Raw genomic sequence first — 18,521 nt, 5'->3', positions numbered from 1 at the left:
GAGTGGGCCGGGGGTGGAGGCGACCTACTGGTTGCTGGGCGATACGCCGGTCGAGGCGCCGATGGCGGTGGACCCTTCGCGGATGATCCACCTGGCGGCCGGCGACGAGGTTGTGGTGTTCGAGGCCGGGGAGGCCTTCGTCTTCCGCGACCATCCGCCCAGCGCCGACGGGGCCGGCGCCGCCGGGGGCGACGGCGCGATCCGCGCCCCCATGCCCGGCAAGGTCACGCACCTCTCGGTGAAGGCCGGCGACGCGGTGAAGAAGGGCCAGCCGCTGCTGACGCTCGAGGCCATGAAGATGGAGCACGTCCTCACCGCGCCCTTCGACGGCGCCGTCGACGAAGTGGCCTGCGAGGTCGGCGCCCAGGTCAGCGAAGGGACAGCCCTGGCGAAGCTGAGCGCCGCTTAAGGCTTCGCCGCCCGCTCCCGATCCAGCTGTCGGGCGCCGGCCAGGATGTTCGGCAGCGAGTAGTTCCCCTCGTGGCAGGCGAACTCGTAGAGCGGCTGGCTTGCCCGGGCGAGCGTGTACTCCGCCAGCCAAGGGGCGGTGTAGATGGCGGGATCCACCACCGTGTACTGATAGAGCAGCTCCTTTTCCGAGACCCGCGTGTAGCGCTCGATCACCGTGGCGGCGGCGCTCACCAGCAGGGTCGGGAACGGCCGGATCGCGTCGCGCTGCGGCAGACGGGTGGTCTCGATGACCAGGGTCTCGCCCTCCCAGCGGGCGAATGCGTCGCCCAGCGGCGAGGCTTGGGCCACGTCGTGGCTGGCCTTCGCGGCAAACGGGATGATCCGCAGGTCCGGGCCGTATTCCGACAGGATCACCACGGCGTCGCGGGTCTGCAGGATCTGGCGCGGGTTGATCTCGGTGACGACGGCGATGGGCGGTTGGCCCTGGCCGACCACGCACCGCTCCCAGTTCGGTCGCTGCTCGGGGCCATCCGTGGGGAACGGCGCCTCGGTCGAGTTGCGCAGCACGCGCTCGATCATGGCCATCATGCCGCGGGCGCGCGGGGTCACCGGAAGCCGCCCATCCGCCGGCTGCACGATCTGGCGGGTGCGGCGCTGTCCGTTCACGACGCCCAGACCCACCCGCGCCGACGCGTGGCTGAGCTCCTGCACCTCGGGATCCTGCTCCAGCGCCTTGAAGGTGCGGACGTCGGCGCCCAGCCGCTGCGCATAGGCCATGGCCTCCGCCTCCGGCAGCACCAGCGGCGGCGCGCCGGTCGCCGGCGCCTCCAGCGGCAGCACGAAGTGGGTGTTCCAGACACCCTGCAGGTCGGGCTGGCCGTAGGCGGTTCGCGGCGCGCGATAGGGTTCGCCCCCCTGGGCGGCGGGCGCCGCGAGCAGCAGGATGGCGGCCAGCGCCCCCAGCCGCCACCGGCTCATCGCGCCGGGCCCGCCACCAGGCCCGCGTCGTGCAGCCGGCCGATCTCGCCGCTGCTGAGCCCAAGCACCTCGCTCAGCACCTCGTCCGTGTGCTGGCCCAGCGTGGGCGCGGGGGTCACCGGGAGCCGCTCGTCCTGCGGAATGGTGCCCATGGCGCCCGGCGCGGGATAACTCAGCCCGCTGGGGTGGCGGATGGTCTCGAAGACAGGGTTGCCCTTGTAGAGGCGCGGGTCGTCCAGCGCCGCGTGCAGCGTCTGGTAGGCGCCCCAAGTGACTCCGCCGGCGTCGAAGGCCGGACCAAGCTCGGCCGCGGTCTTGGCGGCGAAGGCGCGCTCGAACAGGGGATAGAGTTGCGCGCGGTGGGTGAAGCGCAGTCCCTCGTCGGTGGCGAACGATACGCCGAGGCTGGCCTCCACCTCGGCCACCGCGCCCACGATGCCGAGCGCCTCCAGGGCCTTGCTCCACTGCTTGGGCGTGACGCAGAGCAGCATCAGCTTCTCGCCGTCCTTGGTGGTGAAGTCGCGGCCGAAGGCGCCGAACAGATCGTTGCCCATCCGTGGGCGCTGGTGGCCCGTGTAGAGCGCCTCCGCCATGAACCCGAGGTTGGCCATGGTGGCGGCGCCCACGTCCGACAGGGGCGCGCGGATTTCGCGCCCGCCCTGCCCACGCATCCGCGCCAGCAGCGCCGCGACGAGGCCGAAGGCGCAGTAGGCGCCGGTCAGCAGGTCCCAGGCGGCCAGCACATGGTTCACCGGCCGCTCGTCGCCGACGGGGCCGGTCATCAGCGGCAGGCCGAGCGCGGAATTGATGGTGTAGTCCATCCCCTGCGACCCGTCCGCCCAGCCCATCACGCGCACGCAGATCAGGTCGTCGCGCAAGGCCTTGAGCTTGTCGTACGAAAGGAATCCCTCGACCGGGAAATTGGTGACGAACAGCCCGCCGTCCTCGCCGGGCGCCGCGGCCAGCCGCTGGGCCAGCTCGCGCCCCTCCGGCTTGGCGAGGTCGATGGCCACCGACTTCTTGGACTTGTTGAGGGCCTCCCAGTAGAGGCTCGAGCCGTTCTCCGTCAGGGGCCAGCGCCGGAAGTCCGGCCCGCCGCCGATGGCGTCGACCCGGATCACCTCGGCGCCCATCTGCGCCAGATAGAGCCCGCACGTCGGCCCCGCCACGAAGGCGGAGATATCGACGACGCGGAGACCTTTCAGGAGGTCGTACATTGAAACCCCGCTTGTCCCGGCGAATGCCGGGCTCAATTCGAATTCCTCAGGATTCGCTGTATCAGCGCAGCGTCCGTCGAACGCGCCTCTGAGTCAGTCCATCAGGGTCTGGCATTCGCCGGGATGAGCGGATTTATCAAGCCGCCAGCTTGCCCACCTCGTCGACCTCCTCCGGCGTCAACCGCCATTCGGCGGTCCCGGCGTTGGCCTTGACCTGTTCGGGCGTGGTGGCTCCGGCGATCACCGAACTCACCGCCTCATGGCCCAGCAGCCAGGCGAAGGCGAGCTCCAGGAGCGTGTGGCCGCGTTCCTTTGCCCAGGCCTCCAGCGGCTCGACCTTGTCGAAGCTGGCGTCGCTCAGCGCCTGGGCGCCGCGCGCGCCCCAGGCGGCCAGGCGCGAGTCGTTCGGCGGCGGGGCGCCACGCCTGTACTTGCCGGTGAGCAGGCCCGAAGCCAGCGGGAAGAACGGCAGGAAGCCCAGGCCGAAATGCTCGCAGGCCGGCAGCACCTCGGCCTCCACCCCGCGCTCCAGCAGCGAGTAGAGGTTCTGGGCGGATACGAACCGGGACTGGCCGGCCGCCGTCCAGTCCGCATCCGCGATCTGCCAGCCCGTGTAGTTGGAGTTGCCGAGGTAACGGACCTTGCCCTGGGTGACGAGGTCGTCGAGGGCCCGCAGCGTCTCGTCCACCGGGGTGTCGGGATCCGGCTGGTGGTGCTGATAAAGGTCGATGTAGTCGGTCTTGAGCCGGGTGAGACTGTCCTCCACCGCCTGCATGATCCACTTGCGCGATCCGCCGCGCTTCTTCGGATCCCCGCCGATCGGCATGCCGAACTTGGTGGCCAGGACGATCTCGTGACGGCGCTTGCCCAGCGCGGCGCCCAGAAACGCCTCGGACTGCGTGCCGCCGTAGATGTCGGCGGTGTCGAACAGGGTGATGCCGGCATCGATAGCCGCGTCCACCACGCCCTGGGTCTGGGCGGCGTCGATCCGCATGCCAAAGTTGTTGCAGCCCAGGCCGACGACGCTGACCTTCAGGCCCGAATTCCCCAGGCGCCTCACCTTCATCTGCCGTCTCCGGGACCGTCTTTTCGGGCGCGAACCTAGCCGCTCCGTCGGACGGCGCGCCAGCGGGGAATTGGCCTGCTGTTCAAATTCCTTACCGCCGGATTCACCTTCCCTACCGCGGAATTCACCCCGTTTGTTCTCAATGTCGAAACGCGGACGTCGTTAACGTGCCGGGCAACAAAGAAGAGTTGGCCGGGTTCCCTCATGCGCGTCGTCACGATCGTCAGCCTTGCCGCCTCCGCCGTCCTGGGCCTGGGGGCCATCTTCGTCGCCCGGATCGCGCTTCCGAATGCGGCGGCGGCGAAAACCACCATCGGCGCGCCGCGCGAAAACCAGGGTTCCCCTCTGGTGGTGGCCTCGCGGCCGCTGAAGTTCGGCGAGAAGCTCCAACCCGGCATGCTGACGGTCATCAAGGTGCCCGAGAGCGCTATCCCCCAGGGCGCGTTCACCGCCGTTTCGCAGGTCCTGGGCGCGGACAAGGGCGGCGCGCCCGTCGTCCTCACGCCGATCGCCCAACGCGAGGCGGTGCTCACCACCAAGATCAGCGGGCCCGGGTCGCGGCCGACGGTCGCGGCGGAGATCGCGGAGGGCATGCGCGCCTATTCGTTCAAGGTGACCGACGCGACCGGCGTCGGCGGTCACGCGTTGCCGGGCGACCGCGTGGACGTCGTGCTGCTGCGCGACCTCACGCCGCAAGGCCCCGAGCGCACCTACATCTCCTACGTCGTGGTCCAGAACGCCCGGGTCCTCGGTGTCGACCTCAACGCCGACCCCACCTCGGAGAAGCCGGCCAGCCCGAACACCGCCACCCTCGAGGTCTCGGTGGAGGAAAGCCAGAAGCTCTCGGTCGCCTCCACCTTGGGCACCCTGTCTCTGGCGCTGCGCAAGTCCGGCGAGGCTTCGATCGCCGACGCGCCGCCGCTGCGGACCGCGGACTTCCTGGTGGGCGGGCGCGGGACGGCCGGCGCCACGCGGACGGCCAGCCGCGGGCCGACGAACTTCTACTCCACCATCCTGATCGTGGAGGGCGCATCCGCCAGCGGCGGCAGCCGGCGCGGGCGCGCCGCGCCAGCCAAGGCCCCCACCGGCGGCGCGCCCGCCGCGCCTGCAACCAAACCTGCCGCGGCTGGCAGCGATGCGATCGGCTAAGCCAATGTTCAGCGCTTCCCAGCTCTTCCGTACCGTGCTCAGCGCACTCGTCGCCGCGACCCTGGCCGTGCCCTTGGCCGCCGCGCCCCTGGCGTCCGCCCATGCCCAGACCATGGCCTCCGAGCCGGTCATGCGCCGGACGATCCATGTGCCGCGCGACAAGTCGCTGTCGTTCCGACTGCCCGGGCCGGCCAGCAAGATCGTCGTCGCCCAGCCGGAGATCGCCAAGGTCACCGCCACCTCGAACGCAAGCTTCTACGTCCAGGGCATCGAGTTCGGGGCGACCAACATGCTGGTCTACGGCCGCGGCGGCCAGCTGGTCGAAGTGATCGACGTGCGCGTGGGCTTCGACTCCGATGGCCTGCAACAGGACCTTTCAGCTGCCTTCCCCGGCGAAGCCATCCAGGTGCGCAACCTGGGCGAGATGCTGATGCTGGGCGGCCACGTGACCGACACCGGCGTCCAGCTGGGCGCCGAACGCATCGCTGAGAAGTTCGCGCCCGACGCGGTGATCTCGCGCCTGACGGTCAAGGAGTCGCAGCAGGTCATCCTGGAGGTCCGCATCATCGAGGCCGACCGCACGGCCATGCAGGACGTGGGCTTCAACTTCTCCGCCATCAATCCGTCCTTCAGCTTCGCGACGGGCCAGGGCCTGATCGGGATCGCGCCACCCAACGGCCTGTTCACTACGAGCGGCGGCTCAGGCGCCACCAGCCTGGAGACGGCGCTGGGCGTCCTCGAGCAGCGGGGCATGATCCGCACCCTGGCGCGACCGAACCTGGTCGCCATCTCCGGGGAGAAGGCGAGCTTCCTGGCCGGGGGCGAGTTCCCGTTCCCCGTCCCCGAAGACCTGGGCAAGATCGTCATCCAGTTCCGCCAGTACGGTGTGAAGCTGAACTTCACGCCCACGGTCCAGACCAACGGCTGGGTGAAGCTGGCCGTCGAACCTGAGGTCAGCCAACTCGACCCGAACAACTCGCTGACGGTGCTGGGCATCACCGTGCCGGCCCTGACCGTGCGCCGCGCGTCGACGACGCTGGAGCTGAAGCCGGGCGACACCTTCGTCATGGCCGGCCTGTTCCAGCGCAACCTGCAGACCGACGTCGACCAGACGCCGTGGCTGGCCGACGTCCCGGTGCTGGGCGCGCTCTTCCGCTCCTCGCGCTGGAAGCGCTCGGAGACCGAGCTGATGATCATCGTGACGCCGCGCCTGGCGACCGCCGAGGACCGCGCCGCGCCGAAACTGGACGCGATCCCGGGCAAGGAACCCTCCGCGAAGGACCTGCAGCTCTTCGGCCGCGCCCTCGACCAGAAGGTCAGACCCGGTGATCCGACCCCGCTCGGCAGGAACTAGTCCCAGATGTTGCGTAACAAGTCCGCGTCCCCGCCCGTATCCCTGAAGGGCTGCCGCATCCTCGCCCTGGGGGCGGCGCTTGGCGCCCTGCGCGAGGGGCCGCTGGCCGGCGCGGCGCTGGAGATCGGCGGGATAGTTCAGTTGGAACAACTGGCCCCGGGCGGCTGCGACCTGATCATCATCGACGCCGACTCCTTCGAGACCGGCGTCCTCGCGGCGGCGCTGAAGGCGATCTCGGCGCTCAGGCCCGCTCCTCCGCTGTTGATGGTGGGTGACACCCTTCCCGCCGGGCTGGTGCGCAACGTGCTGCGCCTGGAGGCTGCCGATATCCTGGAGGCGCCGTTCACGTCCGAGCAGTTGGTCGCCGCGGTGCAGTCCCTGCTCGCCGAGTCGCAGCCGGCGTTGGCGCCCACCGGCGGCGATTCCCGCTGCTGGGCGATCACCGGCGCCGTCGGCGGCGCGGGTGCGACCACGATCACCATCGAGATCGCCCACGCCCTGGCCGTGGCCTCGGGCAAGGACCGCAGCGTCTGCCTGGTGGACCTGAACCTCGCCGACGGCGCCTGCGCCGCCTACCTAGGCGCCTCGCCCACCCTCAAGCTCGCCGATTTCGGCACGGCCGCCGATCGGATCGATTCGGCCATGCTGCAGGCCTTCGTCACGCCGGTCTCCAAGGGCCTCGACTTGATGGCCGGCGTCCGCGACGCCAACGCCTTCGACGGCGTCGGCCGCGACGCGGTCCTGCGCCTGCTGGAGGTGGCCTGCGAGTGCTACGACTGGGTCATTCTGGACGTGCCGCGCCATCGCCGCGCCTGGACCCTGGAGGCCCTCGCCGGCTGCGACGAGATCCTGGTGATCTCCGAACTCACCGTGCCGGCCCTGCTGGCGGCCGGAGCCTATTCCGACGAGATCGAAGCCGCCCTTGGGACCGGCATGCGCCCGCGCATCGTGCTGAACCGGCTGGCCAGTCGAATGTTCGGTCCCGCGCCCTCCATGGTCGAGGCGGAGAAGGCCCTGCAGCGCAAGGCCGATGCCGGGATCAGCTCCGACTGGGAAGCCGCCGCCGCCTCCGCCAACCTTGGGGGGCCCATCGCCCAGCACCGGCCGAAGTCGAAGATCGTCAAGGACATCCAGACGCTGGTCGACCGCCTGGCCTCCGCGCCGGCGCGCCGCGAACCCGCCCCGAAGGCCGCCTAGATGGGCCGCTTCAGCCTCGCGCGACACGCGCCCCAACCCTCCCAGCCGTCCCAGCCCGCCGCTCCGGTAGTCGCCACCCCGGCCGCGCCGGCCGTCGCGGCCCCGGCGGCTCGGGCGGAAGCGAAGCCGAAGGGCCCGCCGCGAGACGCCTCGCTGGACCTGCGACTACGCCTGCACACGCGACTGATCGACGAGCTCGACCTTTCCAAGCTGGATAAGCTCGAAGAGTCGGAGCTGCGCCGCCAAGTGCTGGGCCAGGTCACGCAGTTCGCGCGGGACGAGCGCATGGCGCTCAACACCAAGGAACTGGAGGCGCTGGGCGCTTCCATCTTCGACGAGATGGTGGGGCTGGGGCCGATCGAGCCGCTGCTGAAAGACGAGTCGATCAACGACATCCTGATCAACGGCCCCTTCCAGGTCTATGTCGAACGGCGCGGCGAGCTCGAGCTCACCCCCATCCGCTTCCGCGACAACGACCACCTGCTGCGTATCGTCAATCGCATCGTCGCCGGCGTCGGGCGGCGTATCGACGAGAGCCAACCGATGGTCGACGCCCGCCTGCCCGACGGCAGCCGGGTGAACGCCGCCATCCCGCCGGTCGCCATCGACGGCTGCTCGGTCTCGATCCGGAAGTTCTCCAAGAAGCCTCTGACGCTCGAGAAGCTGGTCGAATTCAACGCCATGACCCAGTCGATGGCCGACTTCCTGCATGGGGCGGTGAAGGCCCGCGTCTCCACGGTGATCTCCGGCGGCACCGGGTCCGGCAAGACCACGCTGCTGAACGCGCTCTCCGCGGCCATTCCGGAGGGCGAGCGCCTGATCACCATCGAGGACGCCGCCGAGCTCCAGCTGCAGCAGACCCACGTGGTGCGCATGGAGACCCGGCCCCCGAACATCGAGGGCAAGGGCGAGATCCGCCAGCGCGAGCTGGTCAAGAACGCGCTGCGGATGCGCCCCGACCGGGTCATCCTTGGCGAGGTGCGCGCCGACGAGGCGTTCGACATGCTCCAGGCCATGAACACCGGCCACGAAGGCTCGATGGCCACTATCCACTCGAACAATCCGCGCGAGGCCGTCAGCCGCCTGGAGCAGATGGTCGCCATGGGCGGGCTGAACATCGGCCCCGAGGCCGTGCGCTACCAGATCGCCGCGGCCGTCGGGCTGGTGGTCCAGGTCAACCGCCTGTCGGACGGCAAGCGCAAGGTGACTCACGTCACCGAGATCGTCGGCATGGAGGGCAACGTCGTGCAGATGCAGGACATCTTCCTCTACAACCGCACCCACACCGACGCCGACGGCACGGTCCACGGCGAGCACCGCGCGACCGGCCTGCGACCGCGCTGCCTGGACGAGATGCTGCGCCGCGGCATCGCCTACGACACCACCAACTTCGACCCGAACAAGGTCCTCTGAACCATGGTGGTCGACGGCAAGACCATCGTCATCGTGCTGATCGGCGCGGCGGTGTTCGCGGCCGCCCAGGGACTGATCGGCATCGCCTCCGTGGCGACCCAGAAGAAGAAGGTCAACCGCCGGCTGACGGTGGCCAACAAGGTCGAGGGCATTTCGGCCCTGGTCGTGGAGCTGCGCAAGCAGCGGGGCCTGACCGCCTCGGGGGCTCGTAGCGCCCACCTGCGCTGGCTCTCGGACCTGATCGTGGCGTCCGGCCTGCCCTACGACCAGAAGAAGTGGCTGTTCTACGTGGCCGCCGCCGCCGTCCTGGGCGCGATGCTGCTGGGCCTGCTCACCAAGAACCCCCTGGGCTTCGCGGGCGGCGCGGTGGTTGGCGGCGTGCTGCTGCCGCTCGCCGTGCTCCGGTTCAAGGCCAACAGCCGAGCCAAGGCGCTGGGCCACCAACTGCCCCAGGCCCTGGAGGTCATCGTCCGCTCGCTTGAGGCGGGCCACCCGGTGCCGGCCGCCGTGGCCCTGGTCGGGCGGGAGATGTCTGACCCGGTCGGCACCGAGTTCGGCATGGCCGCCGACGAGATCGCGTACGGCGCCACCCTCGAGCAGGCCGTCGAGCGCATGGCCGAGCGCTGCCGCCACCCGGACCTGGACCTGTTCGCCGCGACCGTGCGCCTGCAGGAAAAGACCGGTGGCAACCTCACAGGTCTTTTGAAGCTCAACGCCTCGACGATCCGCGAACGCCACAAGATGCGGCTGAAGATCAAGGCCGCCTCCTCGGAGGGCCGCGCCTCGGCGATGATCCTGACCTCGGCGCCGTTCATCGCCGTCGGCATGATCATGGTGATCTCGCCGACCTTCTACGGCGACGTGATCAACGAGCCGATGGTCAAGTACGGACTGGCCGGCATGGCGTTCTGGGTCTTCCTCGGAAACATGATCATGCGGCGCATGATCGACATGAGGCTTTAGCGGCATGGCCGGGATGTCACTCGAGACCATGATCTACGCCGCGGGACTGGTCCTGACGCTGGGCGCGCTCGCCGGCCTGGGCTGGGTGGGCGCGGCGGAACTCCGCGTCCGGTCCCTTCGCCGCGCGCGCCTGGCCGGCGTGTCCGCGGGCGGCAGCCGTGGCCCGGTGGTGGAGAAGGCCGGCGGCGGCATCAGCGGCCAGGTGCTCTCCACGGTTCGGCGCCTCGGCCAGCAGAGCGCGGTTCGCGACCCGGTCAAGGTTTCGGTCCTGCGTTCGCGCCTGATGCAGGCCGGCTTCTACGCCCGCGAGGCGCCGGTGATCTTTCTGGGCGTGAAGGCCATAGCGCTGGCCTGCGCCACCGTTGGGGTCGTCCTCACCCTGCCCGCGATGATCAGCCAGAAGGGCGGCAACATGGTCGCCCTGGGGGTGGCGGTGGCCCTCTCCCTGGGAGCGCTCTACGGCCCGGACTTCGTGCTGAAGACCCGCAGGACCAACCGCGAACGGGAGTATTCCGACGGCTTCCCTGACCTCCTGGACCTTCTGGTGGCCTCGGTCGAGGCGGGCCTGTCATTGGACGCGGCGGTCACCCGAGTGACCGAGGAGCTGGCGCGACGCTATCCGAACCTGACGATCCACCTGCGCTTCCTGGTGCTGGAGCTGCGCGCCGGCCGGGCCCGCAGGGATGCCTGGTCCGCCTTCGCCGACCGGCTGGGCATCGACGACGCCCGCGCGCTCGCCACCATGCTGCGCCAGGCCGAAGAGATGGGCACCAGCCTGGGCGAGACCCTGTCGGTGTTCTCCACCGACATGCGCGCCAAGCGCATGCTTCGCGCCGAAGAAAAGGCGCTCGGCCTGTCCGCCAAGCTGACGGTGCCGCTGATCCTGTTCATCTTCCCGGCTATTCTCGGCGCGCTGATGCTGCCGGCCGCAGCGCGACTGGTCCGCGTCTTCGGCGAGGGTGGGTCCGCCGGCTAGAGGCCCAGCGGCCGATACGGCCCCATGATCAGTTGCTCGAACACGCCGATCCCCACCTGGTCGGCCTGGCCAGGCTGCGACAGCGTCACCTTGCTGATCGCCTGGATATGCAGGTTGCCGAAGTCGTTCTTGTCGAAATTGGCGCAGTCGATGTCCTCGCGCGCCACCGCCAGCTCGCCCTTGAGCTCGCCGTGCCGCCAGCCACCGCCGTAGCCGACGCCGCGCATCAGGAACGTCGACTGAGGTTCGAGCTTCACCGTCGCCGCCCCCTGCTCCATGGGTATCGTCAGGACCCCGGACTTGGCGTGCCGAGTGCCAGGGATCAGCTCGGTGGCCATCGTCGCCGCTTCGGTCTCGTAGCCGCCGTGCGGGCCCGCCCCGTCCGGCAGGATCACCGCGCGCGTGTTCCACGGCTTGCCGTCCGGGTCGGCGTTGACGTGGAAATAAACGGACCGGTCGGCGAAGTTCAGCGGCGTCCACTGCCAGAAGAAGCCGGCCATGCCCGCACCCGGCGTCGGCTGGGGGTCCGGTGCGCCGACCGGGCGGATGCCCCAGGAACGGTCGCGTGTGCCGAGCCAGCCGGTCAGCTCGATGCGCTCGCCATCCACCTCGACCCAGCCCGAGACCCGAACATTCTGGGTCAGTCGCGTGTAGTCCATGAACAGGCGCGGGCCGTTGCGCTTGACGAACCGCGGCTCCTCGATGGGGAAGGCGCGGCCTTCGAACGTGAGTTCTCCGGCGATGCCGTCGGTCTTGGCGATGGTGACCTTCAACCGCTGCAGCGGTTCCAGGATCTCCAGCGCGATCGGCCCCACCGTCGTGTCCATCCGCTCGAAGCCCAGGATGCGCGAGGCGTGTAGGCAAGCCTCCTTGCCGTCCTTGACCACTGCGACGTGCGCATCCGCGACATTCAGCGCCGGGTAGACGCCGTAGGCCACGGCCACGAACGCCGAGCCGTCCGGCGCGTAGGCATTGAAGAAATAGCGGTCGTAGAAATTCCGGTCCGAGCCCGCGAAGGCGATCGGTTCCGGTGTCTGGTGGATCGGAAAGTCGTCGCCCTTGGTCAGCATCGCAGGTCCTCGCTGGCGGCTCATTTGGGCTGGCGCGCGGTCAGCCCTTGCGGGGCCACGCGTTGCCGGTAACTACTTCCGGGCACGATACGGACAAACAGGAGGGCCCGTCTTGCGTGACCACGCGTCAGGCGGCGGGCTAAGAGGGCCATGGGTTTGATGACGGCGGCGGACCACCGGATCCCGCAGGACCTCGCGGACACGCTTTGCCAACCCCCGGCCTATGCCGACGGCAGGGTCTTCGAGACCTACCGCTGGCTGCGCGCCAACGAACCGTTCGGCATGGCCAAGGTCGATGGGATGGATCCGTTCTGGGTGGCGACCAAGCACGCCGACATCCTGGAGATCAGCCGCCAGAACGACCTGTTCCACTCCGGCGACCGTTCGCCGACCCTGACCAGCCAGGTGGTGGACAAGCGCGTCCGCGAGATGATGGGCGGCAGCCCGCACCTGCTGCGAACGCTCATCCACATGGACGCCCCGGACCATCCGAAGTACCGCGCCCTGACCCAGGGGTGGTTCATGCCGCAGAACCTGCGCGGGCTGGAGGACCGGATCCGGGTGATCGCGCGGGCCGCCGTCGACCGGATGGCGTCCCTGGGCGGGGAGTGCGACTTCGTCCAGCAGGTCGCCCTCCACTATCCGCTGCACGTGATCATGACGATCCTCGGCGTGCCTGAGAGCGACGAGTCCAGGATGCTGCAGCTCACCCAGGAGCTGTTCGGGGCGGCCGACCCCGAGCTGGGGCGCAAGGAGGGCGGGGCGCCGACCCTGGGCGCGCCGGAAAACCCGCAGATGGACTTCGGGGTCATCATCGACTTCTCGAACTACTTCCGCGCGCTCAGCGAGGAGCGGCGTAGAAACCCGACGGACGATCTCGCCACCGTGATCGCCAACAGCCAGGTCGACGGCCAGCCGATCTCCGACCTGGAGGCGATGAGCTACTACATCATCGTCGCCGCCGCCGGGCATGACACCACCTCGTCCTCGGTCGGGGGGGCGATGTGGGCCCTGGCCGAGCGGCCGCAGGAGCTGGCCAAGGTGAAGGCCGACCCGTCGCTGATCGGCGGCCTGGTGGACGAATCCATCCGCTGGACCACGCCGGTGAAGACCTTCATGCGGACCGCCACCGCCGACACCGAGGTGGCCGGGCGGCAGGTGAAGCAAAACGACTGGATCATGCTCTGCTACGCCTCGGGCAACCGCGACGAAGAGGTGTTCGAGGCCCCCGACGAGTTCCGCGTCGACCGCAAGCCGAACAAGCACCTGGCCTTCGGCTACGGCGCGCACCTGTGCCTGGGCCAGCACCTGGCGAAGATGGAGATGCGGATTCTGTGGGAGGAGATGCTCCCGCGACTGAAGTCCGTAGAACTGGCCGGGACGCCGGCCATGAGCGAGGCGGTTTTCGTCAACGGGCCGAAGCGGCTGCCGATCCGTTTCGAGTTCGCCTAGGTGCCGCCACACCCCCTGGAACCGCGGCTGACCAGCTACATCGCGGGCAAGATGCCCGAGGCCGATGTCGCGGTCTCAGGTCTGGAACGCATCGCGGGCGGGGCCAGCCGCGAGACCTACCGCTTCGAGCTGCACTGGACCGAGGGCGGCGGCGCTCACCAGCGGAAGATGATCCTCAGGCGCGACCCCCCGGCCAGCCTGATCGACACCGAGCGGCGTGTGGAGTTCGAAGCCTACCGCGCCTTCCGCAACTCCGCGGTGCCGGTGCCGGAGGTGCTGTGGCTGGAGGAGACCAGCCGCCATCTCGACCATCCGTTCTTCATCGCCGAGGAGATCGCCGGCCACCAGGCCTCGCCGCAGGTGCTGTTTTCGGGCGCTTTCGACAGCGTTCTCCCCTCCATCGCCGAGCGCAAGTGGACGATCCTGGGCGAGATCGCCAAGGCCGACCCCCGGGCGCTGAAGCTCAACCGGGTGATGCCGGTCCCGGCGCTCGACGCCTGCTGGCGGCGTGAGCTCGACCACTGGGAAGCGCTGATCGACAAGGACGCCACGGAGCCGCTGCCCATCACCCGGGCGGCCATCCGCTGGCTGCGGGCCAACCCGCCACCCCCGGCCCAGAAGCTGAGCGTCGTCCACGGGGACTTCCGGACCGGCAACTTCCTCTACGACGCCGAAGGCCAGATCCACGGCGTCCTGGACTGGGAAATGGCCCATCTCGGCGATCCGCTGGAGGACCTGGGCTGGAGCCTCCAGCCGGTCTGGAGCTTCGGCCGCCCGGGCCTGGCCGGCGGCCTGACAACGCCGGACGAGGCGATCGCCACCTGGGAGCGCGCCTCCGGCCTTACCGCCGACCGAGACGCCCTGCACTGGTGGACGCTGTTCAACTGCGTGAAGGGCCAGGGCATCTGGGTGGGCTCCGCCGCCGCTTTCAACACCGGGGCGAACCGGGCGCCGATCATGGTCTATCCGGCCTGGTGGCTGACCAACGCCCAGGACCGGGCGATGCTTCAGGTGATGGGCCGCCTATGACCCCGCAAATCCCCGCCGTCCTGCTGGAGCTCTCGGACCTGCTGATCCGCAACGGCCGGCCGGGCGTGCCCGAGGCCGAGCGCGCCAGCGAGCTCGGTATCTCGGCGATGCTGCTCAGCGTCACCGCCGAGATCTGGGATCGCCAGGCCCACATCCTGGTCGAGGAGAACCGCGCGATCCGCGCGATCCTGGGCCAGGCCGGCGACGACCCCGACCTGCATCTCACCGCCCTGCAGGCCGAGAACAACCGTCTGCGCGCCGCCCTGATCGAGGCCCACGCCGCCGCCGAAGCCGCCGGCGACACGGGCAAGGAGGCCGCCATCTGGGCCGAACTCCGCGCCTCGACCGAACGCCGCAAACTGGCCTCCGCGCCGGTCTAAGCCAACCGCCATGCGCACCCGCCGAACCTGCCTCGCCGCCCTTGCCGTCCTGGCCTTCGCGCTTCCCGCCCTGGCCGCCGACCCGCCGCCGGAGACCGACCGCCAAGCGATCCTGGCCATGGCCGGGGACTACAAGGTGCGGTTCGACATGCGCGAGACCGTGCCGTTCGTGGCCGACTACAAGCCGCTGGCGCCCAAGACCAGCGGCGGACACGAAGTCGTGCGGGTGATCGAGGACCGCGGCGACTTCATCAGCCTGCAGCACATGCTGGTGGTCGGCGACGACAAGGCGCCGTCGGTGGTCAAGCACTGGCGCCAGGACTGGCGATGGGAGCCGGCCACGGTCGTGGTCTACGAGAGCTCCGGCCGCTGGACGCTGAAGGACGTTCCCGCCGCGGCGCGTAAGGGCGCCTGGTCACAGACCGTCTGGCAGACCGACGACAGCCCGCGATACGGCGGCGTCGGCCGCTGGGCCCACGACCACGGCGTGGCGCGCTGGCAGAGCGACGAGACGTTGCGGCCGCTGGCCCGACGCGATGCGATCCGCCACCCGGTCTACACCTGGTACGTGGGTGTGAACCGCCACGCGCTGACGCCGAAGGGCTGGGTGCACGAGCAGGACAACGCCAAGGTCGGGGTGCGGGACGGCAAGCCGGTGACCTACGTCCACGAGGTCGTGGTCAACACCTACGACCGGTTCAGCGGCTATCCGGTGGCGGCCGCCGACGACTATTGGGCCAAGACCAAGGCGTACTGGGCGCAGGTCCGGCAGGCCTGGGACGCGGCGATAGCTAAGGAAGGCGGCGTGGCGGTGACGGAGGAGGCCCAGAACGGCTCCGTCACCGGACCCAGGCTGATGGGCCTGGCCGACGACATCGCCGAGGGCAAGACCGACACCCTCGCGGCGGTCGCCCAGGCAAAGGCGCTGATCGCGGGGTCGGAGCGCACCCGCCCGCTAGCGGCCGCGTCAGCGCCCAAGCCCTGAAAACGCACAATCTTTCGCGGCGTAAATCGGGCCTAAACCCTACCGGCCCCAGGATCGCACCCAAGAAGACCGGGTGGGACTACGATGGCCGCGAACAAGCCAAAGACCGACGACGAGACCGATGTCGTGACCCGGCTGATGGACGGCCACTACGACCGCCTGCTGGCCGACTTCGAGGCCCAGCTGGAAGAAGCCACCGCCGCGCTCCGCCGCTGCCACGCCGCCATGCGGGCGGAGAACACGCTGGTTTCGTAGGCGGGCGTCGGCCCCACCGGGCTGGCCGACAGGACGGACGCGCCGGCGACACCACGGTCGCTCAGGCCTCGCCTCCGACGCACTCGCGCCCTGCCGGCTCCCTCTCAGGCGGTTGGGACTGTCCCGCCGTCGATGAGGTACTCCGCGCCGGTGATTGACGCCGCGCGCTCGGAGGCCAGAAAGGCCACCAGGTTCGCCACCTCCTCTGGCTTGGCTGGCCGGCCCAGCGGAATGCCGCCCAGCGACTGCATGATGATCTGCCTGCCGCCCTCGCGGTCGACCCCGGCGTCGCGAGCCAGGCGGTCGCTCAACGCCACCGCCGCCTCGGTCTCGATCCAGCCCGGGGCGACGCGCACCACCCTCACGCCTTTTGGCGCAACCTCCTTGGACAGGCTCTTGCTGTAGGTCGAGAGCGCCGCCTTTGCCGCGGCGTATGCCGTCGTCGCCTCTGGCAACGGCATGCGATGCTGGATCGAGGTTACGTGGATAACGACGCCCCTGCCCTGCGCCGCCATCGCGGGGACGAGCGCCCGATCCAGGCGGACGGCGGGCATGAGGTTGAGATCGATCTCCCTGGCCCAGATGTCGTCGCCCAGCGCTGCGATCCCCCCGGGGGGCGCCGATGAGCCCCCCAGCATGTGGACGAGTATGTCGACGCCGCCCAGCCGCTCGCGGGCAGCCCGTGCGACGGCGTCGCAGCCCTCAGGCGTACTCAAATCGGCTTCGACGAACATCGGGTCGGGAGCACCCTCCGCCGGCGACCGCGCGACGGTCAGGACGCGGGCGCCCAACTCACGGAACAGGGCCACCGTTGCTGCTCCAGCGCCCCGGGTGCCCGAGGTAACCAGCGCCCGGGCGCCCTCGAGAGACAGGAAGCCGCTCATGCCCCGATCTCCAGCGCCTTGATATGCTCGCCTGCCAACCGGAACGCGAAGGTCAAGGTCACGGGGCTGCCGGGGAAATTCCCGGTCACTCGTGTTCGCACGACGGTTGCGCCGTCCGTCCGCGTCGCCTCCAGCGGCTCAAGGAGCGCCTCATACTGCGCCTTCGTCTCGGACCACCATGCGCCGATGGCCTCGCGGCCTTCGTGGGTGCGCCCCTCGTCGGCCACGGTCGCGTCCGGCCCGAAGACCTCGGTGACGGCGTCTTGGTCGCGACGCCGGTCGGCGTCGAAATACGTCTGGATCGCGGGATGCAGGTCCATGTCTGGTCTCCTTGTTGCTCCGTCCCCTTACCTAGCCGTGGACAATCGTCGCGATAAGGCGGACAACTCGGGATCAACGGTTGCGAATTTAGGGACAATGTACCGGGCGGGCCTGGGCGATCTCGACGCGGTGCTCGCCGTCGCCCGAAGGGCCTCCTTCCGGCGTGCGGCGCTCGACCTCGGCGTCTCAACAACGGCGCTCAGCAACGCCGTCGCCAAGCTGGAGGCCTCCGTCGGCGTGCGCCTCTTCAACCGCACGACCCGCAGCGTCTCGCTCACCGACGCCGGACGCACCTTCGTCGATCAGGTCGGCCCCGCGCTGCAGGACATCCACGGGGCCATGGACCTCGTTCGCGGACAGCAGGCAACGCCATCGGGCGTGCTGCGCATCAATGCGTTCGCCACCGCCGCCCGCGAGGTCTTGTCGCCGCTGATCCTGGAGTACTTGCGGCGCTACCCCGATGTGCATGTGGATCTCGTGACCGAAGGCAGATTGGTCGACGTGGTGGCCGAAGGCTTCGACCTTGGGGTCCGCGTCGCAGACCTGGTGCCCAGCGACATGATCGCCGTGCCGATGGGCCCGGCGCTCCGCTACGTGGTCGTGGGCGCTCCGAGCTATTTTGACGCCCATCCTGCGCCGCAGGTCCCGAGCGACCTCCTCGACCACGCCTGCATCCGGATCCGGCTACCGAACGGCGCGCTCTTCCGCTGGCCGTTCGAGCTTCGCGGGGAGCCCATCTATGTCGACGTGACGGGCCCCATCACGCTCGACGAGGCCGGGCTCTCCAAGACCACCGTGCTGGAAGGCCTGGGACTCGGCTTCTTCATGGAGCCCGACGTCCGCAGCGAGATCGCGGAGGGCCGTCTCATCCCGGTGCTGGAAAGCTTCGCGCTCCAGCGGCCGCCCCTCTGCCTCTACTACCCCGGCCGGAAAAACCCCTCCGCTGCCTTCAAGGCCTTCATCGGGCTTGCCCGGCGCATTGCCGAAGCCGGGCATTCGCAGGTCAACAGATAGGGCGTCGGCCGCCCCGTCCGCCGGAAGGCGATAGCCGCGCAACGCAGGTGCTGCTTTCATTCGCTCATGACTGATAGGCCCCGCCACCGAACGGCCACGGACGACGAACTTCTTGAGGACCTGCGCCGTCTCCTCGACGAGCACGGCAAACTCACGATGAGCCTCATCGAGGCCTCACCGATTACGCGATCTCCCAACACCTACGTGCGCCGGTTCGGCAGCTTGACCGCCGCCTATGCGCGGATCGGATACAAAATGAGCGAGCGGCAGTGTGCCGCGGCCGCTCGCTTCCGCAGACCGCAAAGGAACGGATAGGTCACTGGCGCGCGCCCGCCCGGAATTGGATTTCCTCTTAGCCCACATTTCCCAAGTAAGGCGCTGATTTCGCTGTCCTGACCATTATATTT

At 69.4% G+C, this 18,521-nt stretch carries 20 protein-coding genes; 14 read left to right on the top strand and 6 right to left on the bottom strand.

Annotated elements, in window-relative coordinates; genetic code table 11:
• The coding region (locus QZV94_RS13055) for a biotin/lipoyl-containing protein (protein ID WP_293678327.1) at positions 1-409 on the top strand (409 nt) is incomplete at its 5' end.
• On the opposite strand, the gene QZV94_RS13050 is transcribed toward QZV94_RS13055, so the two are convergent.
• The 3 genes from QZV94_RS13050 to QZV94_RS13040 form a co-directional block, all read right to left on the bottom strand.
• The gene (locus QZV94_RS13050; protein ID WP_293678326.1) at positions 406-1,389 is read right to left on the bottom strand and encodes a hypothetical protein; all 984 of its coding nucleotides are present in this window, start codon (positions 1,387-1,389) and stop codon (positions 406-408) included. The genes QZV94_RS13055 and QZV94_RS13050 overlap by 4 nt on opposite strands.
• Positions 1,386-2,606, bottom strand: coding sequence for a CoA transferase (locus QZV94_RS13045; RefSeq protein WP_293678325.1), 1,221 nt, complete (start codon positions 2,604-2,606; stop codon positions 1,386-1,388). Before QZV94_RS13045 ends, QZV94_RS13050 begins: the two co-directional genes overlap by 4 nt.
• A 136-nt stretch (positions 2,607-2,742) precedes the next feature.
• The gene (locus QZV94_RS13040; RefSeq protein WP_293678324.1) at positions 2,743-3,672 is read right to left on the bottom strand and encodes an aldo/keto reductase; all 930 of its coding nucleotides are present in this window, start codon (positions 3,670-3,672) and stop codon (positions 2,743-2,745) included.
• Positions 3,673-3,876: 204 nt separating this feature from the next.
• Here QZV94_RS13040 and cpaB point away from each other — a divergent pair, with 204 nt between their 5' ends.
• From cpaB to QZV94_RS13010, 6 genes are read left to right on the top strand one after another with little or no spacing between them, the layout of a single operon-like run.
• Positions 3,877-4,821, top strand: coding sequence for a Flp pilus assembly protein CpaB (cpaB, locus tag QZV94_RS13035; RefSeq protein ID WP_293678323.1), 945 nt, complete (start codon positions 3,877-3,879; stop codon positions 4,819-4,821).
• A 4-nt stretch (positions 4,822-4,825) separates the two neighbouring features.
• On the top strand, positions 4,826-6,175 hold the full coding sequence (locus tag QZV94_RS13030; protein ID WP_293678322.1) for a type II and III secretion system protein family protein: 1,350 nt from the start codon (positions 4,826-4,828) through the stop codon (positions 6,173-6,175).
• Positions 6,176-6,181: 6 nt separating this feature from the next.
• Positions 6,182-7,372: a cellulose synthase operon protein YhjQ/BcsQ gene (locus QZV94_RS13025; RefSeq protein ID WP_293678321.1), complete on the top strand. Its 1,191-nt coding sequence runs from the start codon at positions 6,182-6,184 to the stop codon at positions 7,370-7,372.
• Positions 7,373-8,785: a CpaF family protein gene (locus QZV94_RS13020; RefSeq protein ID WP_293678320.1), complete on the top strand. Its 1,413-nt coding sequence runs from the start codon at positions 7,373-7,375 to the stop codon at positions 8,783-8,785.
• Between the two features lie 3 nt (positions 8,786-8,788).
• A complete protein-coding gene (locus QZV94_RS13015) occupies positions 8,789-9,748 on the top strand; it encodes a type II secretion system F family protein (protein ID WP_293678319.1) in 960 nt (319 codons plus the stop codon).
• A gap of 13 nt (positions 9,749-9,761) precedes the next feature.
• Positions 9,762-10,724, top strand: a complete 963-nt coding sequence (locus QZV94_RS13010; protein WP_293678318.1) for a type II secretion system F family protein — start codon at positions 9,762-9,764, stop codon at positions 10,722-10,724.
• On the opposite strand, the gene QZV94_RS13005 is transcribed toward QZV94_RS13010, so the two are convergent.
• The gene (locus QZV94_RS13005) at positions 10,721-11,794 is read right to left on the bottom strand and encodes a hypothetical protein (RefSeq protein WP_293678317.1); all 1,074 of its coding nucleotides are present in this window, start codon (positions 11,792-11,794) and stop codon (positions 10,721-10,723) included. The genes QZV94_RS13010 and QZV94_RS13005 overlap by 4 nt on opposite strands.
• 150 nt (positions 11,795-11,944) lie before the next feature.
• Between QZV94_RS13005 and QZV94_RS13000 the strand changes: the two genes are divergently transcribed.
• From QZV94_RS13000 to QZV94_RS12980, 5 genes are all read left to right on the top strand, one after another.
• Entirely contained in the window at positions 11,945-13,246 is a 1,302-nt protein-coding gene (locus QZV94_RS13000) for a cytochrome P450 (protein ID WP_293678316.1), read from the top strand.
• A complete protein-coding gene (locus QZV94_RS12995) occupies positions 13,247-14,275 on the top strand; it encodes a phosphotransferase family protein (RefSeq protein WP_293678315.1) in 1,029 nt (342 codons plus the stop codon).
• Positions 14,272-14,655 carry a hypothetical protein gene (locus QZV94_RS12990; RefSeq protein ID WP_293678314.1) on the top strand — a complete coding sequence of 128 codons (384 nt, stop codon included), beginning with the start codon at positions 14,272-14,274 and terminating at the stop codon, positions 14,653-14,655. Before QZV94_RS12995 ends, QZV94_RS12990 begins: the two co-directional genes overlap by 4 nt.
• Before the next feature lie 10 nt (positions 14,656-14,665).
• Positions 14,666-15,640, top strand: coding sequence for a DUF6607 family protein (locus tag QZV94_RS12985; RefSeq protein ID WP_293678313.1), 975 nt, complete (start codon positions 14,666-14,668; stop codon positions 15,638-15,640).
• Between the two features lie 84 nt (positions 15,641-15,724).
• Positions 15,725-15,895, top strand: a complete 171-nt coding sequence (locus QZV94_RS12980) for a hypothetical protein (protein WP_293678312.1) — start codon at positions 15,725-15,727, stop codon at positions 15,893-15,895.
• Between the two features lie 104 nt (positions 15,896-15,999).
• Here the strand turns inward: QZV94_RS12980 and QZV94_RS12975 are convergent, their stop codons facing one another.
• Together QZV94_RS12975 and QZV94_RS12970 are read right to left on the bottom strand one after the other, a co-directional pair.
• Positions 16,000-16,779 carry an SDR family oxidoreductase gene (locus QZV94_RS12975; RefSeq protein ID WP_293678311.1) on the bottom strand — a complete coding sequence of 260 codons (780 nt, stop codon included), beginning with the start codon at positions 16,777-16,779 and terminating at the stop codon, positions 16,000-16,002.
• Positions 16,776-17,099 carry a nuclear transport factor 2 family protein gene (locus QZV94_RS12970; protein WP_293678310.1) on the bottom strand — a complete coding sequence of 108 codons (324 nt, stop codon included), beginning with the start codon at positions 17,097-17,099 and terminating at the stop codon, positions 16,776-16,778. Before QZV94_RS12970 ends, QZV94_RS12975 begins: the two co-directional genes overlap by 4 nt.
• Before the next feature lie 97 nt (positions 17,100-17,196).
• Between QZV94_RS12970 and QZV94_RS12965 the strand changes: the two genes are divergently transcribed.
• Entirely contained in the window at positions 17,197-18,114 is a 918-nt protein-coding gene (locus QZV94_RS12965; RefSeq protein WP_293678309.1) for a LysR family transcriptional regulator, read from the top strand.
• Positions 18,115-18,180: 66 nt separating this feature from the next.
• The gene (locus QZV94_RS25160) at positions 18,181-18,429 is read left to right on the top strand and encodes a hypothetical protein (RefSeq protein ID WP_367254421.1); all 249 of its coding nucleotides are present in this window, start codon (positions 18,181-18,183) and stop codon (positions 18,427-18,429) included.
• Positions 18,430-18,521: the final 92 nt, after the last annotated feature.

This window comes from uncultured Phenylobacterium sp., assembly GCF_902826855.1.
Classification (GTDB): Bacteria; Pseudomonadota; Alphaproteobacteria; order Caulobacterales; family Caulobacteraceae; genus Phenylobacterium.
The sequence above is the reverse complement of the archived record's forward strand: the minus strand, read 5'-3'. Positions and strand labels throughout refer to the sequence as shown.

Excerpts from the sequence above, each read along its gene's own strand:
- QZV94_RS13050 (WP_293678326.1), bottom strand. The coding sequence starts at position 1,389 with ATGAGCCGGTGGCGGCTGGGGGCGCTGGCCGCCATCCTGCTGCTCGCG.
- QZV94_RS13045 (WP_293678325.1), bottom strand. The coding sequence starts at position 2,606 with ATGTACGACCTCCTGAAAGGTCTCCGCGTCGTCGATATCTCCGCCTTC.
- QZV94_RS13040 (WP_293678324.1), bottom strand. The coding sequence starts at position 3,672 with ATGAAGGTGAGGCGCCTGGGGAATTCGGGCCTGAAGGTCAGCGTCGTC.
- cpaB (WP_293678323.1), top strand. The coding sequence starts at position 3,877 with ATGCGCGTCGTCACGATCGTCAGCCTTGCCGCCTCCGCCGTCCTGGGC.
- QZV94_RS13030 (WP_293678322.1), top strand. The coding sequence starts at position 4,826 with ATGTTCAGCGCTTCCCAGCTCTTCCGTACCGTGCTCAGCGCACTCGTC.
- QZV94_RS13025 (WP_293678321.1), top strand. The coding sequence starts at position 6,182 with ATGTTGCGTAACAAGTCCGCGTCCCCGCCCGTATCCCTGAAGGGCTGC.
- QZV94_RS13020 (WP_293678320.1), top strand. The coding sequence starts at position 7,373 with ATGGGCCGCTTCAGCCTCGCGCGACACGCGCCCCAACCCTCCCAGCCG.
- QZV94_RS13015 (WP_293678319.1), top strand. The coding sequence starts at position 8,789 with ATGGTGGTCGACGGCAAGACCATCGTCATCGTGCTGATCGGCGCGGCG.
- QZV94_RS13010 (WP_293678318.1), top strand. The coding sequence starts at position 9,762 with ATGTCACTCGAGACCATGATCTACGCCGCGGGACTGGTCCTGACGCTG.
- QZV94_RS13005 (WP_293678317.1), bottom strand. The coding sequence starts at position 11,794 with ATGCTGACCAAGGGCGACGACTTTCCGATCCACCAGACACCGGAACCG.
- QZV94_RS13000 (WP_293678316.1), top strand. The coding sequence starts at position 11,945 with ATGGGTTTGATGACGGCGGCGGACCACCGGATCCCGCAGGACCTCGCG.
- QZV94_RS12990 (WP_293678314.1), top strand. The coding sequence starts at position 14,272 with ATGACCCCGCAAATCCCCGCCGTCCTGCTGGAGCTCTCGGACCTGCTG.
- QZV94_RS12985 (WP_293678313.1), top strand. The coding sequence starts at position 14,666 with ATGCGCACCCGCCGAACCTGCCTCGCCGCCCTTGCCGTCCTGGCCTTC.
- QZV94_RS12980 (WP_293678312.1), top strand. The coding sequence starts at position 15,725 with ATGGCCGCGAACAAGCCAAAGACCGACGACGAGACCGATGTCGTGACC.
- QZV94_RS12975 (WP_293678311.1), bottom strand. The coding sequence starts at position 16,779 with ATGAGCGGCTTCCTGTCTCTCGAGGGCGCCCGGGCGCTGGTTACCTCG.
- QZV94_RS12970 (WP_293678310.1), bottom strand. The coding sequence starts at position 17,099 with ATGGACCTGCATCCCGCGATCCAGACGTATTTCGACGCCGACCGGCGT.
- QZV94_RS12965 (WP_293678309.1), top strand. The coding sequence starts at position 17,197 with ATGTACCGGGCGGGCCTGGGCGATCTCGACGCGGTGCTCGCCGTCGCC.
- QZV94_RS25160 (WP_367254421.1), top strand. The coding sequence starts at position 18,181 with ATGACTGATAGGCCCCGCCACCGAACGGCCACGGACGACGAACTTCTT.